Consider the following 21272-nt stretch of genomic DNA (forward strand, 5'->3'; position numbering starts at 1 on the left):
CATGGGTTAGATTAGTGATTGCGGTGACTTCACAATCAAAGTCTTTCACCGCAATCCTTCTTGCATCATCATCCTCGTCAATGTCCGCTTCAATCGTTACATCCGATTGTAGGCGGCATTCACAAGCAAGTGTCTTACCCTCATCCCTTTCAAAATCCATCAAAGCAAAAGGTGAAGCAGCACCATGGTCAACTTCCCCATCGAGAACATCAACCTTGCAGGTTCCACACAATCCATGGCCGCATGCATGCGGTAAATATATTCCCGCACGCAATGCCGCATCCAACACTGTCTGGCCTTCTTCTACTTCTATCTCTTCGCCCAATGGCTCTATCGTCAAGGTATAGGTCATGATTATCTCTTATGAATAAGTGCCTTTGTAGCCATTTAGTCCTGGTGTCCAAAAACGAACTAGGCTTTTGTGTTTCATGCCATTTTCGGCAAGAGATTTATCAAAGTCTGGAGTAACTTTTTTGCCGTCAATCATCCATTCAACTTTTGACCAATCAATTTTGGCAGCATCTGGATGCGCCGCATAATGCGGTGCAATTACTTCTGAAACTAATGCACCAAATGGCATGGCAGGCGGCAGTGGGAACGCAATGGCAGAGCAGAACATGTTATGCTCTTCCCAATGAACGTAAGTTAGCTGATTACCGTGAAAATTATTAACGTTGTCACGAAATTCAACTTTTTTTGCATAATCTTTATCAAGTGCAATAACAGGCATTTTAACCTCTTTAATTCTGTAAAAATGGTAGGGTGTGCCTTTTGAAAGGGGAATGGACACACCCACCAAAAGTTATTCCGCAGCCTCAGCAGGGGCTTTACCCTTCCAAGAATTCCAAACTTGCTCATCAGGTGAGCCGACATAATCCATATTGTCGGCACCAACATTTAAACGATACCAATTCAAAACATCTGGAACGGTTGGACCGCCACAATTGCCTTGGAAAATTTGGTGAACTGGCAGCCAGCTTTGAGCATATTTTTCAGGCTCATCATCAAATATGTCTTTGCAGCCATCAGAGCAGAAGTGATACATTTCACCATTCCATTCAGTACAACGGAATGCGATTTGGGTTGGATCGCCTGGCTCTGTATATGCCATTGGAATTTGGCAAGTTTGGCAAAGTTGCGGTAGTGCCATATTATAGAAACGCTTGCCTTCTTCATCCATTTTTGCCCACATTTCCCAACGAGGACGATAATATTTATCGAAAGTATTTGGATATTTTTCACTCAACCAATCCAAATGCTCTTTATCCGGTGTCCATGTGTGGAATGCTGCCGCATGGGTATATTGATAGAATACAGCCCAGTTTTGGTGTGAGATATGCTCCGCCATTTCAGTCGCAACATCAGCATATTTTGGAACTTTAAGGCCATAACGCTCAAGGTCTGTGAATAATGAACCACCAGCTTCAGTGAAATAGATTTCCCACGCTTCTTTCCAAGACATAACTTTTTTCGGAAGCATGTAATCCATCATCATAGCAACAAGGCCAAGAACTTTGAAACCACGCCAGAACCATTTATCAACCCATTTTTGAACAATCGGAAGGTTATCTGGATGCTGTTCAAGCAAGAATTTGATAACTTCGATGCCTAATGTCATGTGGCGACTTTCATCTGATTGCGCAGAGAAGCCAAAGGTTACAGTTGACATATCGCCGTTATATGCGGCACCCGACATGAACGGAACGAAAAGAAGGTTGGTCAAAACATATTCAAACGCAAAACCAATCGCAATCATAAATTCAAATGGACCGGCAGCGCGCGCATCATCAAAGAATGATTTTGGAACTGATAGATACCATACACGGTCATGCATGTGTTGGAATTCCGCAATACCGTCAAAGAATTTATTATAGTGCGAAATTGTATGCGCTTGGGTCTGGAAGTGACGAAGCTCGTCTAATGATTGCATCTGTGCAGCGATGCGTGGGCCCACACCACGCATATGACGACCAGTGAAGGCAAAACCACGGTGCGCTTGATATTCAAGCGGTGAAACGCCGGTTAAAAACAGTTTCAATACGTTGATATAGCGCGCATCAGAAACATTTAATTGCCCGTTATTTTGTGCGAACGCATCAATAACCGCATAAAGTTTACGTTCTTTTTCGGCCTGGAATTTCCAATATGCATCCATTGTCAAACGGAATGGATCTTCCCATTTTGACCAATCAGTAATTTTTATGCCTTCGAATTGATCATACGGAAACACATCATCCATCTTCTGATAGCTGGTTTCCCAATCAAGACCGCGTGTAAGGTGGGCATATTTTTGTTTTAGCCCCATTTTTTTTACAGCCATTGTTTTATCCCTTGTATTTATGTTTTAGTGTTTCCAAGAAAGTGTGATGCGGTCATCATCTTCATCAAGATTGCCCGCCATCGAAATCAAAACCATGTGGATTTGTTGCGGGTCCCATTCAGAACCCAATTTTTCCTCCACGGTCGCACGATTGATAACCAATTCATCATCAACGTCGATTTTAACTGCACCCGGCATATTCAATACGCGAGCCGTCGGATTGTCTTGCAAAATAGCCTCCATCACTGGGCGGGCTTCATCATTCTGGTACAAGGTTATTGATGCTATTTGTGCCATCTGATTATATCTCCAATCCAAGTTTTTTGGCTTTGTCGCGAACTTTATCGGCTTGTGCTTTTGCGGCATCTGCGCCAGCAAATGGGGTAAGGGCATCTTGAGCCGCAGCAATCCATTTTTTTGCCCATTCAGATACGGTCGCTTTGTTTCCTGCACTTTCGGCGGCAACTACTTTGATAACATTATCAGACCATTTGACTTCGTCTTTTGACCAGTCTGATACAAATTCGGTTAGCATTGAAATAGGAAGTGACGCCGCACCAAATGCATCGTCTTGACCATTATAAATATAATCAAAGACAATGGCGTTCACGCCAAGTGTTTGCGCCACAAAAAGCTCAAACCAGTCTTTAAGAACCAACGTGTCTTCGATAAGTTTGCGGATGCCTTGCCAAGATGCATCATTCATCCATGCGGTTTTTGCAGTTTCAAGTCCATCACCGGTTTGGCCATCAAGCTCAAGACCGATACGACCGATAATTTGCGCCATACCCAAATGATCACCCGCCGAAAAGATGCACGGCGAAGTTACAGCAGTGCCGTAACCACGTTGGCAAATCTCGCTCATATTCATGTTCGCACCCCAATGCAGATGGCGAACCGGAATAAGGCGGTTAATCAAAACATCTTTGGTTTCTTGTGGAAGTTTTTCCAAAAGCCCTTTATCTTCAACAAAAGTAAAGTTTCTTTCATTGGATTGGTTCATGTTTGCGCGCGAAATATTATATGTCGCGTAATAGAATTGACGTGGATCTAATGGCTTGTACCAATCTTCCATAACCACTTTGGTTTTACCTTCGTCATATTGCCAGAATTCAGGTTCCCATAATGGTTTATAGTGAAAGTTAGCCGTTGCCTGAACATCAAGAACCGCTTCTTGATATCTTGTTGCTGGCTTCCCCTCGCCTATCCGACGTGCAACATGTCCGAATGTTTGTCGCTTCGGTTCAAAATCTATTGTCTTTATCTCTACCGTCATTCTGTTTCCTCCCCAGATTCGGTGTTAAAGCTAGTTACTCAGTGGCGATTTACCCTTTTCAAAAGTCCAGGATTTTTTAAGCGCCACAAAATCTCTTCGGCATTAGTGTCGTTGGTATTTGTGATAATGCTGGCATTTTGAGCGATACAAAATTCCTCAAAAGCGCGGATTGGAAGAACTAATTCAACAGTCAAATCTTCATCATTAAGGCAATATTCAAATTCGATGAAACGGCCCAAACGCTCCCCGATAACGCGAACGAATGCGTTGCCAAGTGCGTTTTTGTTACCATTGGTATTCTTTTGAAACCTGCCATTGACGGACTGACGTGTCATTACTTCTTCCCTTTTGCCTTGGCATTATATTTTTTAAGTTTGCCAATTTGCGTTGCACTCTTTGGTGCATGAAGAATTGATATTGTAAAAATTTCAGAGTGTCAACAAAAATTTCGAGATTTTTTATTATTTGTGAAAATAATTTTTTTATGTTATATTTTCAATATATTAGGAAAATCTTGCAGCAAAGATACCGTAAAGTCACCCACGGGCAATTGTATTTTCGTGCAAAACATTGCTTAATATTAATTGGGCAAGGAAACTGATGAATAATTCTTTATTAAATTTAACCGAAGCAAAGAATGCGCGCTCTATGGTAGAGGCGGCATATGGTCTTATTCGCGCAGATATTTTAAATGGCGTTTTGGCACCAGGTGAACGATTGCGGGTTGAGGTTTTAAAGGATCGCTATGAAGTTGGCGCAAGCACATTACGTGAAGCCTTAACACGCCTTGTTGGTGATGCTCTAGTAACTTCTGAAGAGCAACGCGGCTTTAGAGTTGCCGGAATTTCTTTACAAGATTTTGCAGATTTAACACGGACGCGTAAACTTATCGAAGCCGAGGCATTAGTACAATCTATCATTCATGGGGACGAGGAATGGGAAGCAAATCTGGTCGCTGCCTTCCATCGCCTTTCCAAAGTTGAACAAGCACGAACCCCTGAAAACATTGCACTATATACCGATGAATTTGAGGTAAGAAACCGCGAATTCCACCGCGCATTAATTGGTGCCTGCCCATCACGCTGGTTGATGCAATTTCAAGGAATTTTGTTCGGGCAGTCGGAACGTTATCGCCGCATATCATTGAATAGTCGTGGCATGCCGCGTGATGTTCATTCAGAACATAAAGCAATCGTTGAGGCGGCACTTGCACGTGATGCTGACCGTGCCCGCAAATTAGAAGAAGAACACATTGAAAAAACTTTAGAGGTATTGAGCCACCTAGTAGTAACGCTTGCCGAAGTTCAGGATTGAATTTTTTAATAGCATTCTGTCAAAGTTTATATGAAAAATAAATAATTCATCAGAATCATAATAATATTGCAAAAAATACATTGCATTGGCGACCAAATGTTATAACCCTGACGTATAAATAATAAATCAGGCTTGAGTAACAATTAGTGTTGGCTATGAAAAGAAAAATCATTTCGTGCCTTTTGGCATCTTTTGCGGTTTTGTCCGCGTGTAAATCAGACAATAAAAATGCAAAAGGTGATGGCCCACCAAAAACGCCTGAAGTAGGCTTTATTCAAGTTACCCAACAACCATCGACCATTAAGTCCGAATTATCTGGGCGCGTCGTTGCCACATTAACCTCAGAGGTTCGCCCACAGGCTTCGGGGCTTATAAAAGCAATGCTGTTTACAGAAGGATCATATGTAAAAGCAGGGCAGCCGCTATATCAAATTGATTCGTCAACTTATTCAGCAAGCCTAGAACAGCGCCAAGCAAGCCTGTTGAGCGCGCAGGCAAATCTTGACGCGGCACATATCAAAGCAAATCGTTACCGCTCCATTTCAGATACAGACGCCATAAGCCTACAAGATCGTGACGATGCTTTTGCAACAGAACGCGCGGCTGCGGCGGCGGTAAAGCTTGCGCAAGCGAATTTACGTTCAAGCCAAATCGATTTGCGTTATACAACTGTTCGCGCACCAATCAGTGGCTATATTAGTGCATCAAACTTTACGGTCGGCGCATTGGTAACTGCTTCACAAGCAGCGCCACTTGCAACAATTCGTGCGCTTGACCCGATTTATGTTGATGTCCAACAATCTGCCGCAGATATTTTAAAAATGCGCAAAGCGATGGCATCACAAGGAAAAGTAATTACTACCGCACCGGTTACAATTATTACCGAAGATGGCTCCACGCATCCGCATCAAGGTATATTACAATTCTCGGATCGCATGGTAGATGCAGCAACTGGTGCAGTAACTTTACGAGCCAAAGTACCAAACCCTGAAGGCTATTTATTACCGGGCATGTTTGTAAAAGTTCAAGTTCCGCAATATGAAATACCTGATGCCTTATTAATTCCACAACAAGGCCTTGCTATCGGAAGCGGAAACAAGGGTTCTGTATATGTAATTAATGCACAGAACAAAGCCGAAAAACGTGATGTCACAATTGGGCAGGCAATTGGCAATCAATGGCTTATTACTTCAGGCCTAAAAGCTGGTGAAAAAATCATTGTTGAAGGCCGTGACAAAGTAAAACCAGGTGGTGATGTAAAACCCGTTGCGGTTACTATACCAACATCTAATGACCTTTCACAAAGCGCAAACGGTAATTAGCCATGAGCAAATTTTTCATTGGTCGTCCGATATTTGCATGGGTTATCGCTATTGGTGTTATGTTAATGGGTGTATTGGCAATTAAATCATTACCAATTGCACAATACCCAGACATAGCGCCGCCCAATGTCAGTATTTCGGCATCATATCCTGGTGCAACCGCTGAAACTATTCAAAATAGCGTTACGCAGGTTTTGGAGCAGCAGCTAACGGGGATTGATGGGCTTTTATATTTCTCATCATCATCAAATGACCGCGGGCAAGCAAATATCAGTGCGACTTTTGAAAAAGGTACAAACCCTGATACCGCACAGGTACAGGTACAGAACCAAATTCAGCAAGCGATTTCCCGCCTTCCACAATCTGTACAAGACCAAGGTGTAAAAGTTCAAAAAGCGAATAACGATTTTTTGATGATTGTGGCAATTTATGATGAAAGCGGACGTTCAAATCGTACTGAGATTTCTGATTATTTAGCAAGAAATATCCAAGACCCTTTATCACGGATTGATGGGGTTGGTTCATCACGTGTGTTTGGTTCGGGCTATGCGATGCGTATCTGGCTTGACCCTAATAAACTGACTACTTTTAATCTAATGCCGTCTGATGTTGCCAATGCCATAAAGGCACAAAATGTTGAAGTTTCGGCTGGATCCTTGGGGGATTTACCATCTGTTGAAGGACAGAGACTTTTTGCAACAGTAAAAGCAAAATCAAAGCTTTCCACGGTTGATGATTTTAAAAATATTATCGTATCATCAAACTCTGGTGGCGCGATTGTAAAATTATCAGACGTGGCGCGCGTTGAATTAGGGCAAGAAAACTATGGCACATCGGCTCTTTTAAACGGCAATCCTGCAAGTGGTATTGCATTACAACTTGCCCCTGGTGCAGACGCCCTAAAAACTGGTGAGCGGGTAAAGGCAAAAGTCGCTGAATTGCAAAAATCAATGCCAGCAGGTTATAAGGTCGCCTTCCCACGCGATTCAACAACATTTATTAAAATTTCGGTTGAAGAAGTTGTAAAAACCCTTATCGAGGCAATCGCACTCGTGGTTTTGGTGATGTTCGTGTTTTTACAAAACTGGCGTGCAACACTTATTCCCGCACTTGCAGTTCCCGTTGTGTTGCTTGGCACATTTGGTTGTCTTGCGGTCTTGGGATATTCAATCAATACCTTGACCATGTTTGCCATGGTGCTTGCAATCGGCCTTTTGGTGGATGACGCAATTGTTGTGGTTGAAAACGTTGACCGCGTTATGGAAGAAGAAAACCTTCCGCCTAAAGAAGCAACCATCAAATCCATGTCTGAAATCAGCGGCGCATTGGTTGGCATCGCCGTTGTATTGTCGGCGGTTTTATTGCCAATGGCATTTATGGGTGGTTCAACCGGCGTAATTTACCGCCAGTTTTCGGTAACCATCGTTTCGGCAATGTTATTGTCGGTTTTGGTAGCTTTGATATTTACCCCTGCACTATGCGCAACGCTTTTACATAATCCACACGAAATGGACGGAAAGCCAAAAGGATGGGGCGCAAAAACATTTGATAAATTTAATGACTTTTTCAATCGCACCACACGTAAATATGTAAATGCCGCATCGAAAGTTATTGGACGCCGCAAAGTATTCTTTTTAGTTTATTTTGCAATTGTTGGTGTTCTTGGGCTGCTGTTTGTGCGCATCCCTACAAGCTTCTTACCAAATGAAGACCAAGGTCAGGTTATGATTGGGTATTCATTGCCGGCAGGTGCAACCGTTGAAAGAACCGAAGTTGTACGCCAAGAATTGGTCAAATACCTTTTGGCAAAAGAACCTGATGTTGATAAATTCTTTGCCATTATTGGCTTTTCATTCATGGGTCAGGGGCAAAACACCGGGCAATCATTTGCCGCCTTAAAACCGTGGGATGAACGCCACGGCAAGGCACATTCTGCGCAGGCAATTACCGGACGTATTACCAAGGCAATGTCAAAAATGCGTGATGCCAAAATTATTGCCATGACGCCACCAACCATCCAAGGCCTTGGCCAAAGTAATGGTTTTACATTTGAACTTTTGAACGGTGCGGGCATATCTGACGAAGAGTTTTCAAGAATTAAAGATCAAATTGTCGATGAGGCATCAAAAGATAAAGAGCTTAATAACGTTCGTGGTTCAACACTTCCTGATTCACCAAAGTTAAAAATCAATATTGATGATGAAAAACTTGCCGCCCTTGGTCTATCCGAAGCCAATGTAAACAACACATTGTCTTATGCTTGGGGTGGTTCTTATGTTAATGACTTTGTTAATAAAGGACGGGTGCAAAGGGTTTATATTCAGGCAGATGCACCATTCCGCTCTGGCCCAGATGATTTATATCAATGGCATGTCAGAAACAATGATGGAACCATGACGCCATTTTCATCTTTCTCAAACTTTGAATGGACCAAAGCACCATCAAACCTTTCACGCTTTAACGGTATTTCATCATATGAAATTCAAGGGGAACCTGCTGCGGGTGTAAGCTCTGGCGAAGCCATGAAGCGTATGGTCGAAATTCAACAAAAAATCGCCCCTAATCTTTCTTATGCCTGGAGCGGAATTTCATACCAAGAGAACCTTTCAGGTGGGCAAGCGCCAATCCTTTATCTTATGTCAATATTGGTGGTATTCCTTGCCTTGGCGGCACTTTATGAAAGTTGGTCTATCCCATTGGCGGTCCTAATGGTTATTCCGCTTGGCGTGATTGGCGCAGTTTTGGCGGTTACTTTCCGCGGGCTTGAAAATAACGTTTATTTCCAAGTTGGCCTTTTAACAACCATTGGTCTATCAGCGAAAAATGCGATTTTGATTGTTGAATTCGCGGAAAGCGCTTTAAAATCTGGCAAAGGTCTTGTGGCGGCGGCATTAGAAGCAGCACGTTTAAGGCTGCGTCCAATTATTATGACCAGCTTTGCATTCATCATGGGTGTACTTCCGCTTGCGATTGCAACAGGCGCAGGCGCTAATAGCAGGATTGCAATCGGTACGGCAGTTTTGGGCGGTACATTAACCGCGACATTCCTTGCAATATTCTTTGTACCAATGTTCTATGTTGTGATTGCCGCCCTTTTCAAACATGGCAAAATCGACCTTGCTGAACTCAAACAGGGGCAAACATCATGAAAAATAAAATGATTATTTTACCTTGTTTGGCGGCGCTTGTTTTCGGTGGTTGTTCAACCATTGATGAAATCAAAAAACCAAAACAATATAATCCATCGGCCAAACAGGCGGCGGTTATTCCTGCTCAATTTCCATCTGGCGGGGCATATGCACCATTGCCACAAATTGCCCAAAGCGGTCTAAAATGGGATAAATTAATAACAGATCCAAAATTATCGGAAATTATTGTTAAGGCGCAATCCAATAACCGCGATTTGCGGGCGTCAATTGCCAATGTAGAAATGGCAAGAAACCTTTATTTGGCACAAAAATCGAATCAAATGCCAACAATTAACGGCGGGGTTTCGGCGGCAAACATTTCTGGTTCTGAAAATAAAGACGGAACAAATTATTCCGCAAGTCTTGGTTTTAGCGCTTATGAACTTGATTTATTTGGGCGTGTAAAATCGCTTACAAATGCGCAATATGAAAATTATGTCGCAAGTCGTTATGACTGGCAGTCATTTCGTATCAGTTTAATTGCCGAAATTGCCAATGCCTACATCACATTGGCAGGCGATATTGATACTTTAAACCTTGCAAAAAAGACTGAGGCTGCAAATATCCGTACCCTCGAATTAACCCAAGCAAAATTTAAGGCTGGTCTTATCAGCCGCGTTGATGTGCGGCAGGCGGAAACAACTCTTGCGTCAACCAGATCTGATATTGCGGCAAGTTTAACAGCGATTGAGCAAGATAAAAATGCGCTGGCACTTTTGATTGGTGCGCCATATCAAGAAGCATGGAATCCAATTTCACTTGATGAACTTTCTAAAAATATTGGTAAAGTTCCGGTAGGTCTTTCGTCAGAAATTCTCCTTGCAAGACCAGATGTTATTTCTGCTGAACATGATTTATTGGCGTCTGAAGCCAATATTGATGCTGCACGCGCGGCAATGTTTCCTAAAATAACGCTTAATTCTGCACTTGGTTTGGCAAGTGATGCATTGGATGCACTTTTAAAAAGCAATGCCTTTGCTTTTAGCAATACATTGTCATTAACCCAAAATATTTACGGTGGCGCGAATAAATATAATCTTGCCTATTCCGAAGCACAGCGTGAAAAGCTTTTGGCAACTTATGAAAAAGCCGTGCAGACTGCTTTCAGAGAGGTGGCAGATGCCTTGGCGCGCTTTGCAACGATTGATGATCAATTAAAGGCACAAAATGATTTGGTGTCCGCAGCAGCAGAATCATTAAGGCTTAATAATATTCGTTATAAATCAGGCTTAACATCTTTCCTTTCTGTGCTTGACGCTGAACGGACGAATTATAACGCAGAAAAAACCCGTATCACGACGAAAAAAGCCCGCCTCAGCAATCAGATTGCGCTTTACCGCGCGATTGGTGCTGATGGATTGAATGAAAAAAATTAATTTCTTTCCTCTTTACTGTGCCTCCCTCCCATGTATATTGTTATAACAAATGGGAGATAAAAATGCGCATAGTCGGCAACTTTATTGATGGCAAAGAAATCAAAAGCAATTCAACCCGCCACGGCGATATTTATAACCCAAACACCGGTGAAATACAGGGCAAAGTATCCCTTTCAAGCGCCGACGAACTAGAGGAAATAGTCCAAAGTGCAATCAAAGCCCAAAAAGAGTGGGAACACGTAAACCCACAACGCCGCGCGCGCATTATGTTTGAATTCAAGTCTAAAATTGAAGCCAATATGGATGAATTGGCATTAATGCTTTCGAATGAGCATGGCAAAACTATTGCTGATAGTCGGGGTGATATAACACGCGGTCTTGAGGTAGTAGAATTTGTATGTGGCATTCCCCATAATCAAAAGGGGGAGCATACATTTGGCGCCGGACAAGGCATTGATGTTTATTCAGTTCGTGCGCCATTGGGTGTGGTAGCAGGGATTACCCCGTTTAACTTTCCCGCAATGATACCACTTTGGATGTGCGCCCCCGCCTTGGCAACGGGTAATGCCTTCATCCTTAAACCTTCTGAAAAAGATCCATCCGTTCCAATTCGCCTTGCCGAGTTATTTATTGAAGCCGGCGGACCAAAAGGGCTTTTCAATATCATAAATGGCGATAAAGAAATTGTTGACGCCTTGCTTGAACACAAGGACATCAAGGCCATAAGCTTTGTCGGTTCGTCTGACATTGCCCATTATGTTTATGCTGGTGCTGCAAAATATGGGAAACGCGCGCAATGTATGGGCGGCGCAAAAAATCACGGCATTATTTTGCCAGATGCAAATATGGACACGGCAGCAAAGGATATTTTGGGCGCGGCATATGGCTCTGCAGGTGAACGCTGCATGGCATTGCCAGTTGTGGTCTGCGTTGGTGAAGGAACAGCAGAAAGATTTATCGAAAAAATCACGCCAATGATAGAAAACCTAAAGGTTGGCATTTCAACTGATAAAGACGCCGATTACGGCCCTTTGGTAACCGCCGTCCACAAGGCAAAAGTTTCATCAATGATTGATAAAGCAATTGAAGAAGGTGCGAAATTATTAATTGATGGTCGTGGTTTGAAGCTTTCTGGTTATGAGAATGGCTTCTTCCTTGGTCCAACTTTATTGGACAATGTTACCCCTGAAATGACTACTTATCATGAAGAAATATTTGGCCCTGTGCTTCAAATTATGCGGGTTAACAACCTTGAAGATGCAATAAAACTGCCATCATCACACCAATATGGTAATGGCACGGCAATCTTTACTGCCAATGGACGGGCAGCACGCGAATTTGCGGCAAGAGTAGAAGTTGGAATGGTTGGCATAAATGTTCCAATCCCGGTCCCCGTTGCATATCATACCTTTGGTGGCTGGAAACGATCTGCTTTTGGAGATATAAATCAATATGGTATGGAAGGCGTGCGCTTTTACACCCGCACAAAAACCATCACGCAACGATGGTATGAAGATGATGAAAATCATGGTGGAAATGCCTTTGTAATCCCTACTTTTTAGAGATTTTAATGTCAGAAATTTTAAGTGAAGTCCGCGGGCAAATCGGAATTATTACCATTAATCGCCCCCAAGCCTTAAACGCGCTTAACACGCCAATGTGCGAGGCAATAACTGATGCGTTAATTAAATGGCGACATGATAACAATATAAAAGCGGTTATAATAAAATCCGATGAAACAGGTCGTGCATTTTGCGCTGGTGGCGATGTTATAATGATGTCGGAAAGCGGTAAGGCTGGTGACAAGCGTGCCGAAACTTTTTGGCGCACTGAATACGCACTTAATGAATTAATCAAAACCTATCAAAAACCATATATTGCACTGATTGACGGTATTACAATGGGTGGAGGCGTTGGGCTTTCTGTGCATGGAAAATATCGCATTGCCGGTGATAAAACCTTGTTTGCTATGCCTGAAACCGGAATTGGCTATTTCCCCGATGTTGGCGGAACTTATTTTTTGCCACGCTTGGGGACAGCAATTGGCAACTGGATGGGCCTATGTGGTGCACGTCTTGATGGGGCGATGGCATTAAAAATTGGTGTTGCAACCCATTTTGTCAAAAGCGAAAATTATGCTATTTTACTTGATGCGCTTGTTGAAAATCCGGGCGATATCGAAAACACAATATTACAATTTGCCACTATTCCAACCTGTGATGATTTGCCAGTTGAAATAAATCTATTTGCCCAAGAAAGCCTTGAAAAAATATTTAACGCACTTGAAAATAGCAAAAGTGATTGGGCAAAGACACAATTAAAAATATTGAAAACGAAATCTCTTTTTGCCCTTAATTTTACTTTTGCGGCAATGAAAATTGGTATGATTTCCGATTTTAAAACTGCAATGAATAATGAATTAAATTGGTCATTATCTTTCTTGTCCACTCCTGATTTTCACGAAGGGATTAGGGCACAATTAATTGATAAAGATCGCAATCCACAATGGATGAAAAATTTTACCCAAGACGATGTAACTAGAATAATTGAAAAGACCGACAAGGTTTTAGAATTTATAAAATAATATGCTTGCCAAAATAGCCGCAAAATTTTTATTAAAACATAATATCCATTATGCATGGGCCATAATGGCGGTTACTTTTATAACTCTTATTTCAACATCTTTTTCAATGGCCGCACCAGGTGTTTTGATGAAGGCCATAGCGGGTGAATTTAGCTGGAAGATGGTGGCGATTTCATCATCATTCGCAGTTACACTTTTGCTTTTTGGGCTGGTTGCACCATTCGCGGCAAGCATGATGATAAGGTTTGGCGTAAAAAACATAATCCGAACCGCAATCTTTATGATTGCTTGTGGTTTAACATTATCATTATTTGCCAAACAAATTTGGCAGTTTGTTTTATTTTGGGGCGTTATTGTTGGCTGTGGGGCCGGTCTTACCGCAATGGTATTGGCATCAACCATAACCAATCGCTGGTTTTCTGAAAAACGTGGTCTTGTGATGGGCATATTGGCGGCAAGTAACGCCGCCGGGCAATTGGCGTTTTTACCATTATTAGCAAGTTTGATGCAAAATTATGGTTGGCGAAGCGCATTATTGCTAGTTTGCGCCTTGTTGTTTGTGGCGTTTATAATTGTAAATCTATTCCTTGTTGAACAGCCATCTGATGTCAATCAAAGCCCATACGGGCAAGATGGTATCATTAAAAAAACACCACCACGCAAAAAGACAATCAATCCACTTTTTGTCCTTTTTGATGCAGTTAAAGTTCCAACTTTTTGGGTGTTATTTTTCACCTTTTTTGTTTGTGGTGCATCAACCAATGGCCTTGTGCAAACTCATTTTGTTTCATTCTGTGGCGATTTTGGCATGACCGCAGTTGCATCTGCATCCGTTTTGGCGATGATGGGTATATTCAACCTATTTGGAACCATCGGCTCTGGCTGGCTAACTGATAGATTTGATGCAAGATATTTATTATTTGCCTATTATTTTTTTCGTGGAATAAGCCTTCTTTTCCTTCCCCATGCCGATTTTTCAACAACAGGCCTAATGCCATTTGCGGTGTTCTATGGCCTTGATTGGATTGCGACCGTCCCACCAACAGTTAGACTTGCGAACCAACAATTTGGTCTTGAAAAGGGGCCTGTGGTTTATGGCTGGGTGTTTGCAGGGCACCAAATCGGTGCTGCAACAATCGCATTTTTCGCCGGATGGGTAAGAACCGCGTATGAAACATATCTTTATGCTTTTTTGATTGCCGGAATATTGTGCCTTATAGCAGCAGTTTTGGCACTATTTGCATGTCGCAATCAAAAAACCATTTTTGTTTAAACCAAAACCATAATATTTAATTTTACAGCCTATGACAATTTACACTATTGCAATTAATTCTCATTTGCATTATTGTAAATCTTGTTTATGGCAATACCCCGTAAACAGGAAGTTCAGCATTCCACTTAACCGGACTGTTTGCTCCATCGCTTTGTAAACAGTCCGGCTTTTTTGAATTTCAACTATTAACCCCCCTAATAGACGGGCAAGGTGCATCGCACCTTGTCTTGTTTATTGTATTTTTGGGGTGAGACATGTTGAAACATTGCATTGATTTGCAACCCACATTATCGGGAGCAAAAATTAAAACTACAATAGTTTAATTTTGCTTTCATTTTTCTGACACTTTACTCACCTAATAAGGCGGCATTCATGCAGCATATAGGTTTGAAAGGCTAGAACCAGCAGATTAAACCATAAGCAAGGGTAAAGTGAACTTTTAAAATGTCTGAGGCTATTGAAAAAATATTGGATAATCATGATATTTGGGAAGATTTTGTAAATGCACAAAATCCCCATCTGAATGATTTTATTTCAATCGATGAATTGCTTAATGATTCTATGTCTGCACAGATAATGGAATCCTATCAGGTATCCAAAAACTCATTGAAAGAAATCATCACTAGATTGCGCAGCAAAAGAATAACAAAATAATATTTTGTTATTTTAATGCGCGGCGCAATACTTTACCAACATCTGATTTAGGCAAATCATCACGGAATTCCACGTGGCGCGGTACCTTATAACCGGTTAGTTCTTCGCGGCAGTGTTGAATGATATCTTTTTCGGTAAGTTCTGGTTTGTTTTTAACCACAAAAACCTTTACCGCTTCACCTGAACGTTCGTCAGGAACACCAACCGCGGCAACCATTACCACACCAGGAATGCGCGAAACAGCTTCTTCGATTTCATTTGGGTAAACGTTAAATCCGGATACGATAATTGTATCTTTTTTACGATCAACCAGATAAACAAATCCGTCCTTGTCCATAAAACCAACGTCGCCAGTTCGCAAGAAACCATCTTTAAACATAACTTGTTCGGTTTCTTGTGGGCGTTGCCAATACCCCTTCATTACCTGCGGGCCACGAACACAGATTTCCCCACTTTGACCAATTGGCATGTCATTGCCGGCATCATCACGAATTGCAATTTCAGTTGAAGAAATAGGCAGGCCAATCGAACCATTAAATTCTTTCATAGTGAATGGGTTAATGGTTGCAGCGGGTGAGGTTTCTGTAAGTCCATATGCTTGAATAAGCGTTGTTCCGGTTACTTCTTTCCAATTTTCAGCAACCACTGACTGCACAGCCATACCACCGCCTAATGAAATACGTAGTTTCGAAAAATCCATTGCTTTGAATTTTTCATTGTGCAAAAGCGCATTAAATAGCGTATTAACACCAGTCATAGAAGTAACTGGGTATTTCGCCCAATCTTTAACAAGACCTTCGATATCACGCGGGTTTGCAATCAATAAATTCGGCGAACCAAGCATCATATTAAGCATGCAATTGGCGGTTAATGCGAAAATATGGTAAAGTGGCAATGCAGTTAAACCAAAATTATCACAATCCTTGGCAAGCGGTTTAACCCATTCATGTGCCTGCATCGCGTTGGCAATGATGTTTTTATGGGTAAGCATTGCTCCCTTTGAAACGCCTGTCGTGCCGCCGGTGTATTGCAAAAATGCAATATCTTCGTGGGTTAAGTCGTCAGCTAATTTAAAGCCGCGTTTCTTACCAATTGCGAGCGCGGTTTTTAAATCAATTGCCCCATTTATCGACCATGCAGGAACCATTTTTTTGATATTTCTAACCACAAAATTGGTAAGCAGTCCTTTGATACCGCCCAAAACCTCACCGATAGAGGTTACAATAACATGCTTAACTTTGGTGTTATCAATTACTTCTGCCAATGTATGGGCAAAATTCTCAAGTACGATGATAGCATCAGCTTCGGAATCATTTAATTGATGCAGAAGTTCACGCGGTGTATAAAGCGGATTACAATTTACGACCACACAACCAGCGCGCAGAACACCCGCAATAGCAATTGGATATTGCAAGATATTTGGCATCATAATCGCCACCCTTGCACCTTTTTTAAGACCTAGACTTTGCAACCAACCGCCAAAATGATTACTTAAAACTTCAAGCTCATTAAAGCTAATCGCCTTATCCATACTTATGAATGCAGTACGAGAGGAATATTTATTGAATATGTCCGCAAACAAATGAGGTAAAGACGGATATTTTGATATGTCTATGTCTGCTGCAACCCCTTCGGGGTAATTTTTAACCCATATTCTTTCCATTTCATCTCCCCTTTTGTAATCGCATAGTCTTCAATCATTCTGTTTTATTTATGCTTTAATATTGTTTATATTGCGCAATATCTTTCCGCCTTGCTTATTGATAATCTATATCAAATTTGTGGCTTTTTTTAGATTTTGCTTGTTTTTGTGAAATTCTTTATTCGCAATATAAATTTCCCTCTCCACTATTGCATAAACGCTTCCGCTTTTGTCTTTTAGTTCAACTAAATAGTTTCTCTTAATTTCACCATTTTGCACAACCTCTGCACGAATACTAGATATTTCATCTTTTGAAATAGTAAATTCTGCATATAAATCGCAAAACCCCGGCTTTAAAAAACGTATTTTTGCCGACCTATCCCAAATTATATATTCACGACCCAATTTAAGACTTAGCATTGCCATATGAACGCCATCGGTAATTGCAAATAACGAACCACCAAATAATGAGCCAACCATATTTTTGGTTCGCCAATTTAACGGCAGGCGCATCCTAATTTGTGACAAATCTTCTGACACATAATCAACATGACCTCCTGCCCCCAAAAACGCTGGATGAAAATTAAAACCCAACTTTACGGCAAAAGTTCGTAAAGATGGCGGAATTTTCCTAAGCCAGCGCGGCCTTACATCTGCTGCAAGCACATTTTCATCACAGATATTTGCCTTAGAGACGCTCAATGATACCCGCTGCCCCCATGCCTGTGCCGATACACATGGTTACCATGCCGTATTTGCCGCCAGTACGCTTCAAGTTATGAACAACGGTTGCCGCACGAATTGCACCAGTTGCACCAAGTGGGTGACCAAGTGCAATTGCGCCACCAAGTGGGTTCACTTTGGTTGGGTCAAGGTCAAGTTCACGCATAACCGCAAGTGACTGCGCGGCAAATGCCTCATTAAGCTCAATCCAATCCAAATCTTCTTTTTTGATACCTGCACGGTCCAAAGCTTTTGGAATTGCCGCAATAGGACCAATACCCATAATTTCTGGTGGCACACCAGCCACCGCAAAACTAACAAAACGTGCCATAGGTGTAAGGTTATATTGTTTCAAAATCTTTTCTGAAACCAATACAACTGCCGCCGCGCCATCAGACATTTGCGATGAATTGCCCGCAGTAACAGAGCCACGAACATTAAATACTGGTCGAAGTTTTGCCAAACCTTCTATTGAAGAATTGGCGCGTGGACCTTCATCATTTTCGGCAAGACGATCGACAATTTTTACCTGTCCAGTTTTTAAATCAGGGTGATGCTCTTGATATGCAAACGGTGAAATTTCGGCTTTAAAATGACCCGCAGCAATTGCAGCAATTGCCTTTTGGTGTGAAGCCAATGCAAATGCGTCTTGGTCTTCGCGGCTTACGTTCCATTTTTTCGCAACTTCTTCGGCTGTTAAACCCATACCGTAAGCGATTGCGTAATTTTCTTCTTTTTCAAAAACCGCCGGGTTCATAGCAATTTTATTACCCATCATTTGCGGCATTATGGTCATAGATTCTGTGCCTGCGCCAATCATAACATCGGCATTGCCAAGCATGATTTGGTTGGCTGCATCAGCGACCGCATTGATACCAGAAGAGCAGAAACGATTGATTGTAATCCCTGGCACAGTGTCTGGAAGACCGGCAAGCAAAAGACCGATACGTGAAACGTTCATCCCTTGCTCTGCTTCTGGCATTGCGCAACCAGTTACAACATCGCCAATTAAATGCGGATCGATGTCGCCCGCTTGTTCCCATGCCTTTTTAATAGCAAATGCCAACATATCATCTGGACGAACGTGTTTAAACATTCCGCCTTTTTTCGCCACCGGAAGACGCGTAGCAGAAACAATATATGCATCCTGAATTTGTTTTGTCATTTATATCTCCTGCCCTTAGTTTCTTAGTGGTTTTCCAGTTTCAAGCGTGTGTTTAATGCGCGCTTGGGTCAACGGGTTTTTAAGTAGTTCAACGAAAAGTGTGCGTTCTTGAATAAGTAGCCATTCTTCATCAACCAAAGAGCCGCCTTCAATATCGCCACCGCAAAGGGCAATTGCCGCGTATTTGGCAACACGGTAATCATGTTCGGAAATCATACCGCCTTTTAGCATGTTCATAAGAATCATTTCCAAAGATGCCACGCCGCCACGACCAGCAACAACAATTCCACGTGCTTTTAATGGCGGTATATAGTTCGCATCGGCAATTGCACGCGCTTCTTTGATGGCGACATGCAATGTTTCATGTGCGTTAAACAAAATTGTATCGGTATCTTTTGCAAAGCCCATCTCAATTGCCTCTAGTGCAGAGGTTGAAACTTTTGCCATCGCAATATTGGTAAATACTGGCTGGATGAAATTCATCAACTCACCCGGGGTTGCCGATTTTGCCGCCCAATCCGCTGCGCGAATTGCAAATTCCTTACAACCGCCACCGGCAGGAATAAGGCCAACACCAGCCTCCACAAGACCAATATAGCTTTCAAGGGCAATAACGCGTTTTGTGGCATGCATAACAAATTCACAACCGCCGCCCAATGCCATACCTTGTACCGCAGTAACCACAGGCACTTGAGAATATTTTAAAGCCTGTGATGCACGTTGGAATTTTTCAACCATTGCGGCAAGAATATCAAAACGGTTTTGTTCAATCGCTTCAGTAACTTTTTTAAGGTTTGCACCGACCGCAAATGGCGCTTCGTGCCACATTACTACGCCGTCAAGATTAGCTTCAGCAAATTTGACCGCCTCGATAACACCGTCAAGAACTTCATCACCAATTGCGTGCATTTTAGTTTTAATGGAAATGATGCCAATGCCATTATCGACTTCTGGCAATCTCCAAAGGCGCACACCTTCATTTTCATAAAGGGTTTCGCCGCTTGCCTCTGGGGTTTTTGCATTTTCACCCAATAAAGGCTCTTTGAAAATTTGACGTTTATAAACATCCAATGAAGAACGTGGGACATAACTATTAGAATGTGCCGACCATGACCCCTCTGGCGTATGAACACCGTCACGTCCATCATTTACCCATGCTGGCAAAGGTGTATCTGACAAGGTTTTACCGGTAGCAATATCTTCGCTAATAGCCTGCGCAATTGCCTTCCATCCCGCAGATTGCCAAATTTCAAATGGACCTTGCACCCAACCAAAACCCCAACGAATTGCGAAATCAAGATCACGTGCATTATCAGCAATGTTTTCAAGCTGAACCGCTGCATAATGGAACACATCGCGGAAAATAGCCCATAGGAATTGCGCGTGCGGATGATTGGAGGCACGTAGTGCGGCAAACTTTTCAGATGGATTTTTAATTTTTAAAATTGCCGCAACTTCATCGGCAACCACCGCATTTGAAGGACGATAATCTTGGGCTTTAAGATCAAGCACCATGATATCTTTGCCAACTTTTTTGAAAATGCCAACTTTGGTTTTTTGTCCCAAAGCGCCCATTTCAATTAGTTTTTCAATCCAAACAGGCGGGTTAAAATGCTTGTGCCAAGGGTCATTTGGCAAGGTGTCACGCATGGTTTTTGTGGCATGCGCCATAACGTCAAGACCAACAATATCGGCCGTACGATAAGTCGCACTTTTTGGGCGACCAATACTTGGACCAGTCAAGGCATCAACCACGTCAAAACCTAAATCAAAAGCTTGTGTGTGGTGCATAACCGCAAGCATTGAGAAAACCCCAATACGGTTGGCAACAAAATTTGGTGTATCAAATGCGCGAACAACACCTTTGCCAAGACGGCTTACAAGCCATGATTCAAGTGCATCAACTACTTTTGTGCTCGTGGTTTTGGTTGGAATGATTTCCACCAAATTCATATAACGTGGCGGGTTGAAAAAGTGTATGCCGCAGAAATTATGGCGTATATTTTCCGGCAAGGCATGTGACAATTCATTAATTGAAAGGCCAGAAGTGTTAGACGCCACAACCGCATTTTCGTTCAAAAATGGACTAATTTTCGCATATAAGTCGCTTTTCCAATCCATACGCTCGGCGATTGCTTCAATAATTAAATCACAATCTTTTAACGCCTCTAAATCGTCATCGTAATTTGCAGCATCAATATATTTCATTACCGACTTTGATGCGAATGGCGCCGGTTGCAATTTTTTCATGCCATCAAGCGCTTTTTGAACAATTGCGTTCTTTGGGCCTTCTTTGGCAGGTAAATCAAACAATAAAACGGGAATATTTGCATTGGCTAGATGCGCCGCAATTTGCGCGCCCATCACGCCAGCGCCCAATACGGCGGCTTTTTTAATCGATAGTTTTGTCAAAAAACACTCCCTCAAGCTTAATT

18 protein-coding genes are annotated in these 21272 nt (G+C 42.2%); 8 read left to right on the plus strand and 10 right to left on the minus strand.

What is annotated here, in order from left to right; all coding sequences use genetic code 11:
• The 6 genes from KXV15_RS12530 to KXV15_RS12555 form a co-directional block, all read right to left on the minus strand.
• A partial coding sequence (locus KXV15_RS12530) for a 2Fe-2S iron-sulfur cluster-binding protein (RefSeq protein ID WP_240008553.1) occupies positions 1-352 on the minus strand: 352 nt, incomplete at its 3' end.
• Positions 353-361: 9 nt separating this feature from the next.
• Complete coding sequence (locus KXV15_RS12535) at positions 362-730, minus strand: phenol hydroxylase subunit P4 (RefSeq protein WP_240008554.1); 369 nt, start codon at positions 728-730, stop codon at positions 362-364.
• 72 nt (positions 731-802) lie between these two features.
• A complete protein-coding gene (locus KXV15_RS12540; RefSeq protein ID WP_240008555.1) occupies positions 803-2320 on the minus strand; it encodes an aromatic/alkene/methane monooxygenase hydroxylase/oxygenase subunit alpha in 1518 nt (505 codons plus the stop codon).
• A gap of 24 nt (positions 2321-2344) precedes the next feature.
• The gene (locus KXV15_RS12545) at positions 2345-2617 is read right to left on the minus strand and encodes an MmoB/DmpM family protein (protein ID WP_240008556.1); all 273 of its coding nucleotides are present in this window, start codon (positions 2615-2617) and stop codon (positions 2345-2347) included.
• Positions 2618-2621: 4 nt separating this feature from the next.
• The gene (locus KXV15_RS12550) at positions 2622-3596 is read right to left on the minus strand and encodes a ferritin family protein (RefSeq protein ID WP_240008557.1); all 975 of its coding nucleotides are present in this window, start codon (positions 3594-3596) and stop codon (positions 2622-2624) included.
• Between the two features lie 38 nt (positions 3597-3634).
• The gene (locus KXV15_RS12555) at positions 3635-3931 is read right to left on the minus strand and encodes a phenol hydroxylase subunit (RefSeq protein WP_240008558.1); all 297 of its coding nucleotides are present in this window, start codon (positions 3929-3931) and stop codon (positions 3635-3637) included.
• A 265-nt stretch (positions 3932-4196) separates the two neighbouring features.
• On the opposite strand from KXV15_RS12555, the gene KXV15_RS12560 reads away from it, so the two are divergent.
• The 8 genes from KXV15_RS12560 to KXV15_RS12595 all read left to right on the plus strand — a co-directional run bounded on the left by KXV15_RS12560 (position 4197) and on the right by KXV15_RS12595 (position 15307).
• Complete coding sequence (locus tag KXV15_RS12560) at positions 4197-4910, plus strand: FCD domain-containing protein (RefSeq protein WP_240008559.1); 714 nt, start codon at positions 4197-4199, stop codon at positions 4908-4910.
• Between the two features lie 155 nt (positions 4911-5065).
• Entirely contained in the window at positions 5066-6232 is a 1167-nt protein-coding gene (locus tag KXV15_RS12565; RefSeq protein WP_240008560.1) for an efflux RND transporter periplasmic adaptor subunit, read from the plus strand.
• Positions 6233-6234: 2 nt separating this feature from the next.
• Positions 6235-9381: an efflux RND transporter permease subunit gene (locus tag KXV15_RS12570; protein WP_240008561.1), complete on the plus strand. Its 3147-nt coding sequence runs from the start codon at positions 6235-6237 to the stop codon at positions 9379-9381.
• Positions 9378-10796, plus strand: a complete 1419-nt coding sequence (locus KXV15_RS12575; RefSeq protein WP_240008562.1) for an efflux transporter outer membrane subunit — start codon at positions 9378-9380, stop codon at positions 10794-10796. The genes KXV15_RS12570 and KXV15_RS12575 overlap by 4 nt, the downstream gene beginning before the upstream one ends.
• 62 nt (positions 10797-10858) lie before the next feature.
• A complete protein-coding gene (locus tag KXV15_RS12580; protein ID WP_240008563.1) occupies positions 10859-12358 on the plus strand; it encodes a CoA-acylating methylmalonate-semialdehyde dehydrogenase in 1500 nt (499 codons plus the stop codon).
• Between the two features lie 8 nt (positions 12359-12366).
• Positions 12367-13380 (plus strand): enoyl-CoA hydratase/isomerase family protein, encoded by a 1014-nt coding sequence (locus tag KXV15_RS12585; RefSeq protein WP_240008564.1) that lies wholly within the window; start codon positions 12367-12369, stop codon positions 13378-13380.
• Between the two features lie 64 nt (positions 13381-13444).
• A complete protein-coding gene (locus KXV15_RS12590; protein ID WP_240008565.1) occupies positions 13445-14653 on the plus strand; it encodes an MFS transporter in 1209 nt (402 codons plus the stop codon).
• Between the two features lie 444 nt (positions 14654-15097).
• On the plus strand, positions 15098-15307 hold the full coding sequence (locus tag KXV15_RS12595; protein ID WP_240008566.1) for a hypothetical protein: 210 nt from the start codon (positions 15098-15100) through the stop codon (positions 15305-15307).
• A 7-nt stretch (positions 15308-15314) separates the two neighbouring features.
• Here KXV15_RS12595 and KXV15_RS12600 read toward each other — a convergent pair whose 3' ends face one another.
• The 4 genes from KXV15_RS12600 to KXV15_RS12615 all read right to left on the minus strand — a co-directional run bounded on the left by KXV15_RS12600 (position 15315) and on the right by KXV15_RS12615 (position 21249).
• Complete coding sequence (locus tag KXV15_RS12600; RefSeq protein WP_240008567.1) at positions 15315-16970, minus strand: long-chain-fatty-acid--CoA ligase; 1656 nt, start codon at positions 16968-16970, stop codon at positions 15315-15317.
• A 105-nt stretch (positions 16971-17075) separates the two neighbouring features.
• Entirely contained in the window at positions 17076-17651 is a 576-nt protein-coding gene (locus tag KXV15_RS12605) for a DUF4442 domain-containing protein (protein ID WP_240008568.1), read from the minus strand.
• Positions 17638-18837, minus strand: coding sequence for an acetyl-CoA C-acyltransferase (locus tag KXV15_RS12610; protein WP_240008569.1), 1200 nt, complete (start codon positions 18835-18837; stop codon positions 17638-17640). Before KXV15_RS12610 ends, KXV15_RS12605 begins: the two co-directional genes overlap by 14 nt.
• A 15-nt stretch (positions 18838-18852) precedes the next feature.
• Positions 18853-21249, minus strand: coding sequence for a 3-hydroxyacyl-CoA dehydrogenase/enoyl-CoA hydratase family protein (locus KXV15_RS12615; RefSeq protein ID WP_240008570.1), 2397 nt, complete (start codon positions 21247-21249; stop codon positions 18853-18855).
• Between the last annotated feature and the right edge of the window lie 23 nt (positions 21250-21272).

The sequence above is a fragment of the Pseudaquidulcibacter saccharophilus genome (genome assembly GCF_019455445.1).
Classification (GTDB): domain Bacteria; phylum Pseudomonadota; class Alphaproteobacteria; order Caulobacterales; family Aquidulcibacteraceae; genus Pseudaquidulcibacter; species Pseudaquidulcibacter saccharophilus.

Coding starts and splice junctions, on each gene's coding strand:
- KXV15_RS12575 (WP_240008562.1), top strand. CDS start 9,378: ATGAAAAATAAAATGATTATTTTACCTTGTTTGGCGGCGCTTGTTTTC.
- KXV15_RS12570 (WP_240008561.1), top strand. CDS start 6,235: ATGAGCAAATTTTTCATTGGTCGTCCGATATTTGCATGGGTTATCGCT.
- KXV15_RS12610 (WP_240008569.1), bottom strand. CDS start 18,837: ATGACAAAACAAATTCAGGATGCATATATTGTTTCTGCTACGCGTCTT.
- KXV15_RS12555 (WP_240008558.1), bottom strand. CDS start 3,931: ATGACACGTCAGTCCGTCAATGGCAGGTTTCAAAAGAATACCAATGGT.
- KXV15_RS12535 (WP_240008554.1), bottom strand. CDS start 730: ATGCCTGTTATTGCACTTGATAAAGATTATGCAAAAAAAGTTGAATTT.
- KXV15_RS12540 (WP_240008555.1), bottom strand. CDS start 2,320: ATGGCTGTAAAAAAAATGGGGCTAAAACAAAAATATGCCCACCTTACA.
- KXV15_RS12550 (WP_240008557.1), bottom strand. CDS start 3,596: ATGACGGTAGAGATAAAGACAATAGATTTTGAACCGAAGCGACAAACA.
- KXV15_RS12595 (WP_240008566.1), top strand. CDS start 15,098: ATGTCTGAGGCTATTGAAAAAATATTGGATAATCATGATATTTGGGAA.
- KXV15_RS12590 (WP_240008565.1), top strand. CDS start 13,445: ATGGCGGTTACTTTTATAACTCTTATTTCAACATCTTTTTCAATGGCC.
- KXV15_RS12580 (WP_240008563.1), top strand. CDS start 10,859: ATGCGCATAGTCGGCAACTTTATTGATGGCAAAGAAATCAAAAGCAAT.
- KXV15_RS12600 (WP_240008567.1), bottom strand. CDS start 16,970: ATGGAAAGAATATGGGTTAAAAATTACCCCGAAGGGGTTGCAGCAGAC.
- KXV15_RS12560 (WP_240008559.1), top strand. CDS start 4,197: ATGAATAATTCTTTATTAAATTTAACCGAAGCAAAGAATGCGCGCTCT.
- KXV15_RS12565 (WP_240008560.1), top strand. CDS start 5,066: ATGAAAAGAAAAATCATTTCGTGCCTTTTGGCATCTTTTGCGGTTTTG.
- KXV15_RS12585 (WP_240008564.1), top strand. CDS start 12,367: ATGTCAGAAATTTTAAGTGAAGTCCGCGGGCAAATCGGAATTATTACC.
- KXV15_RS12545 (WP_240008556.1), bottom strand. CDS start 2,617: ATGGCACAAATAGCATCAATAACCTTGTACCAGAATGATGAAGCCCGC.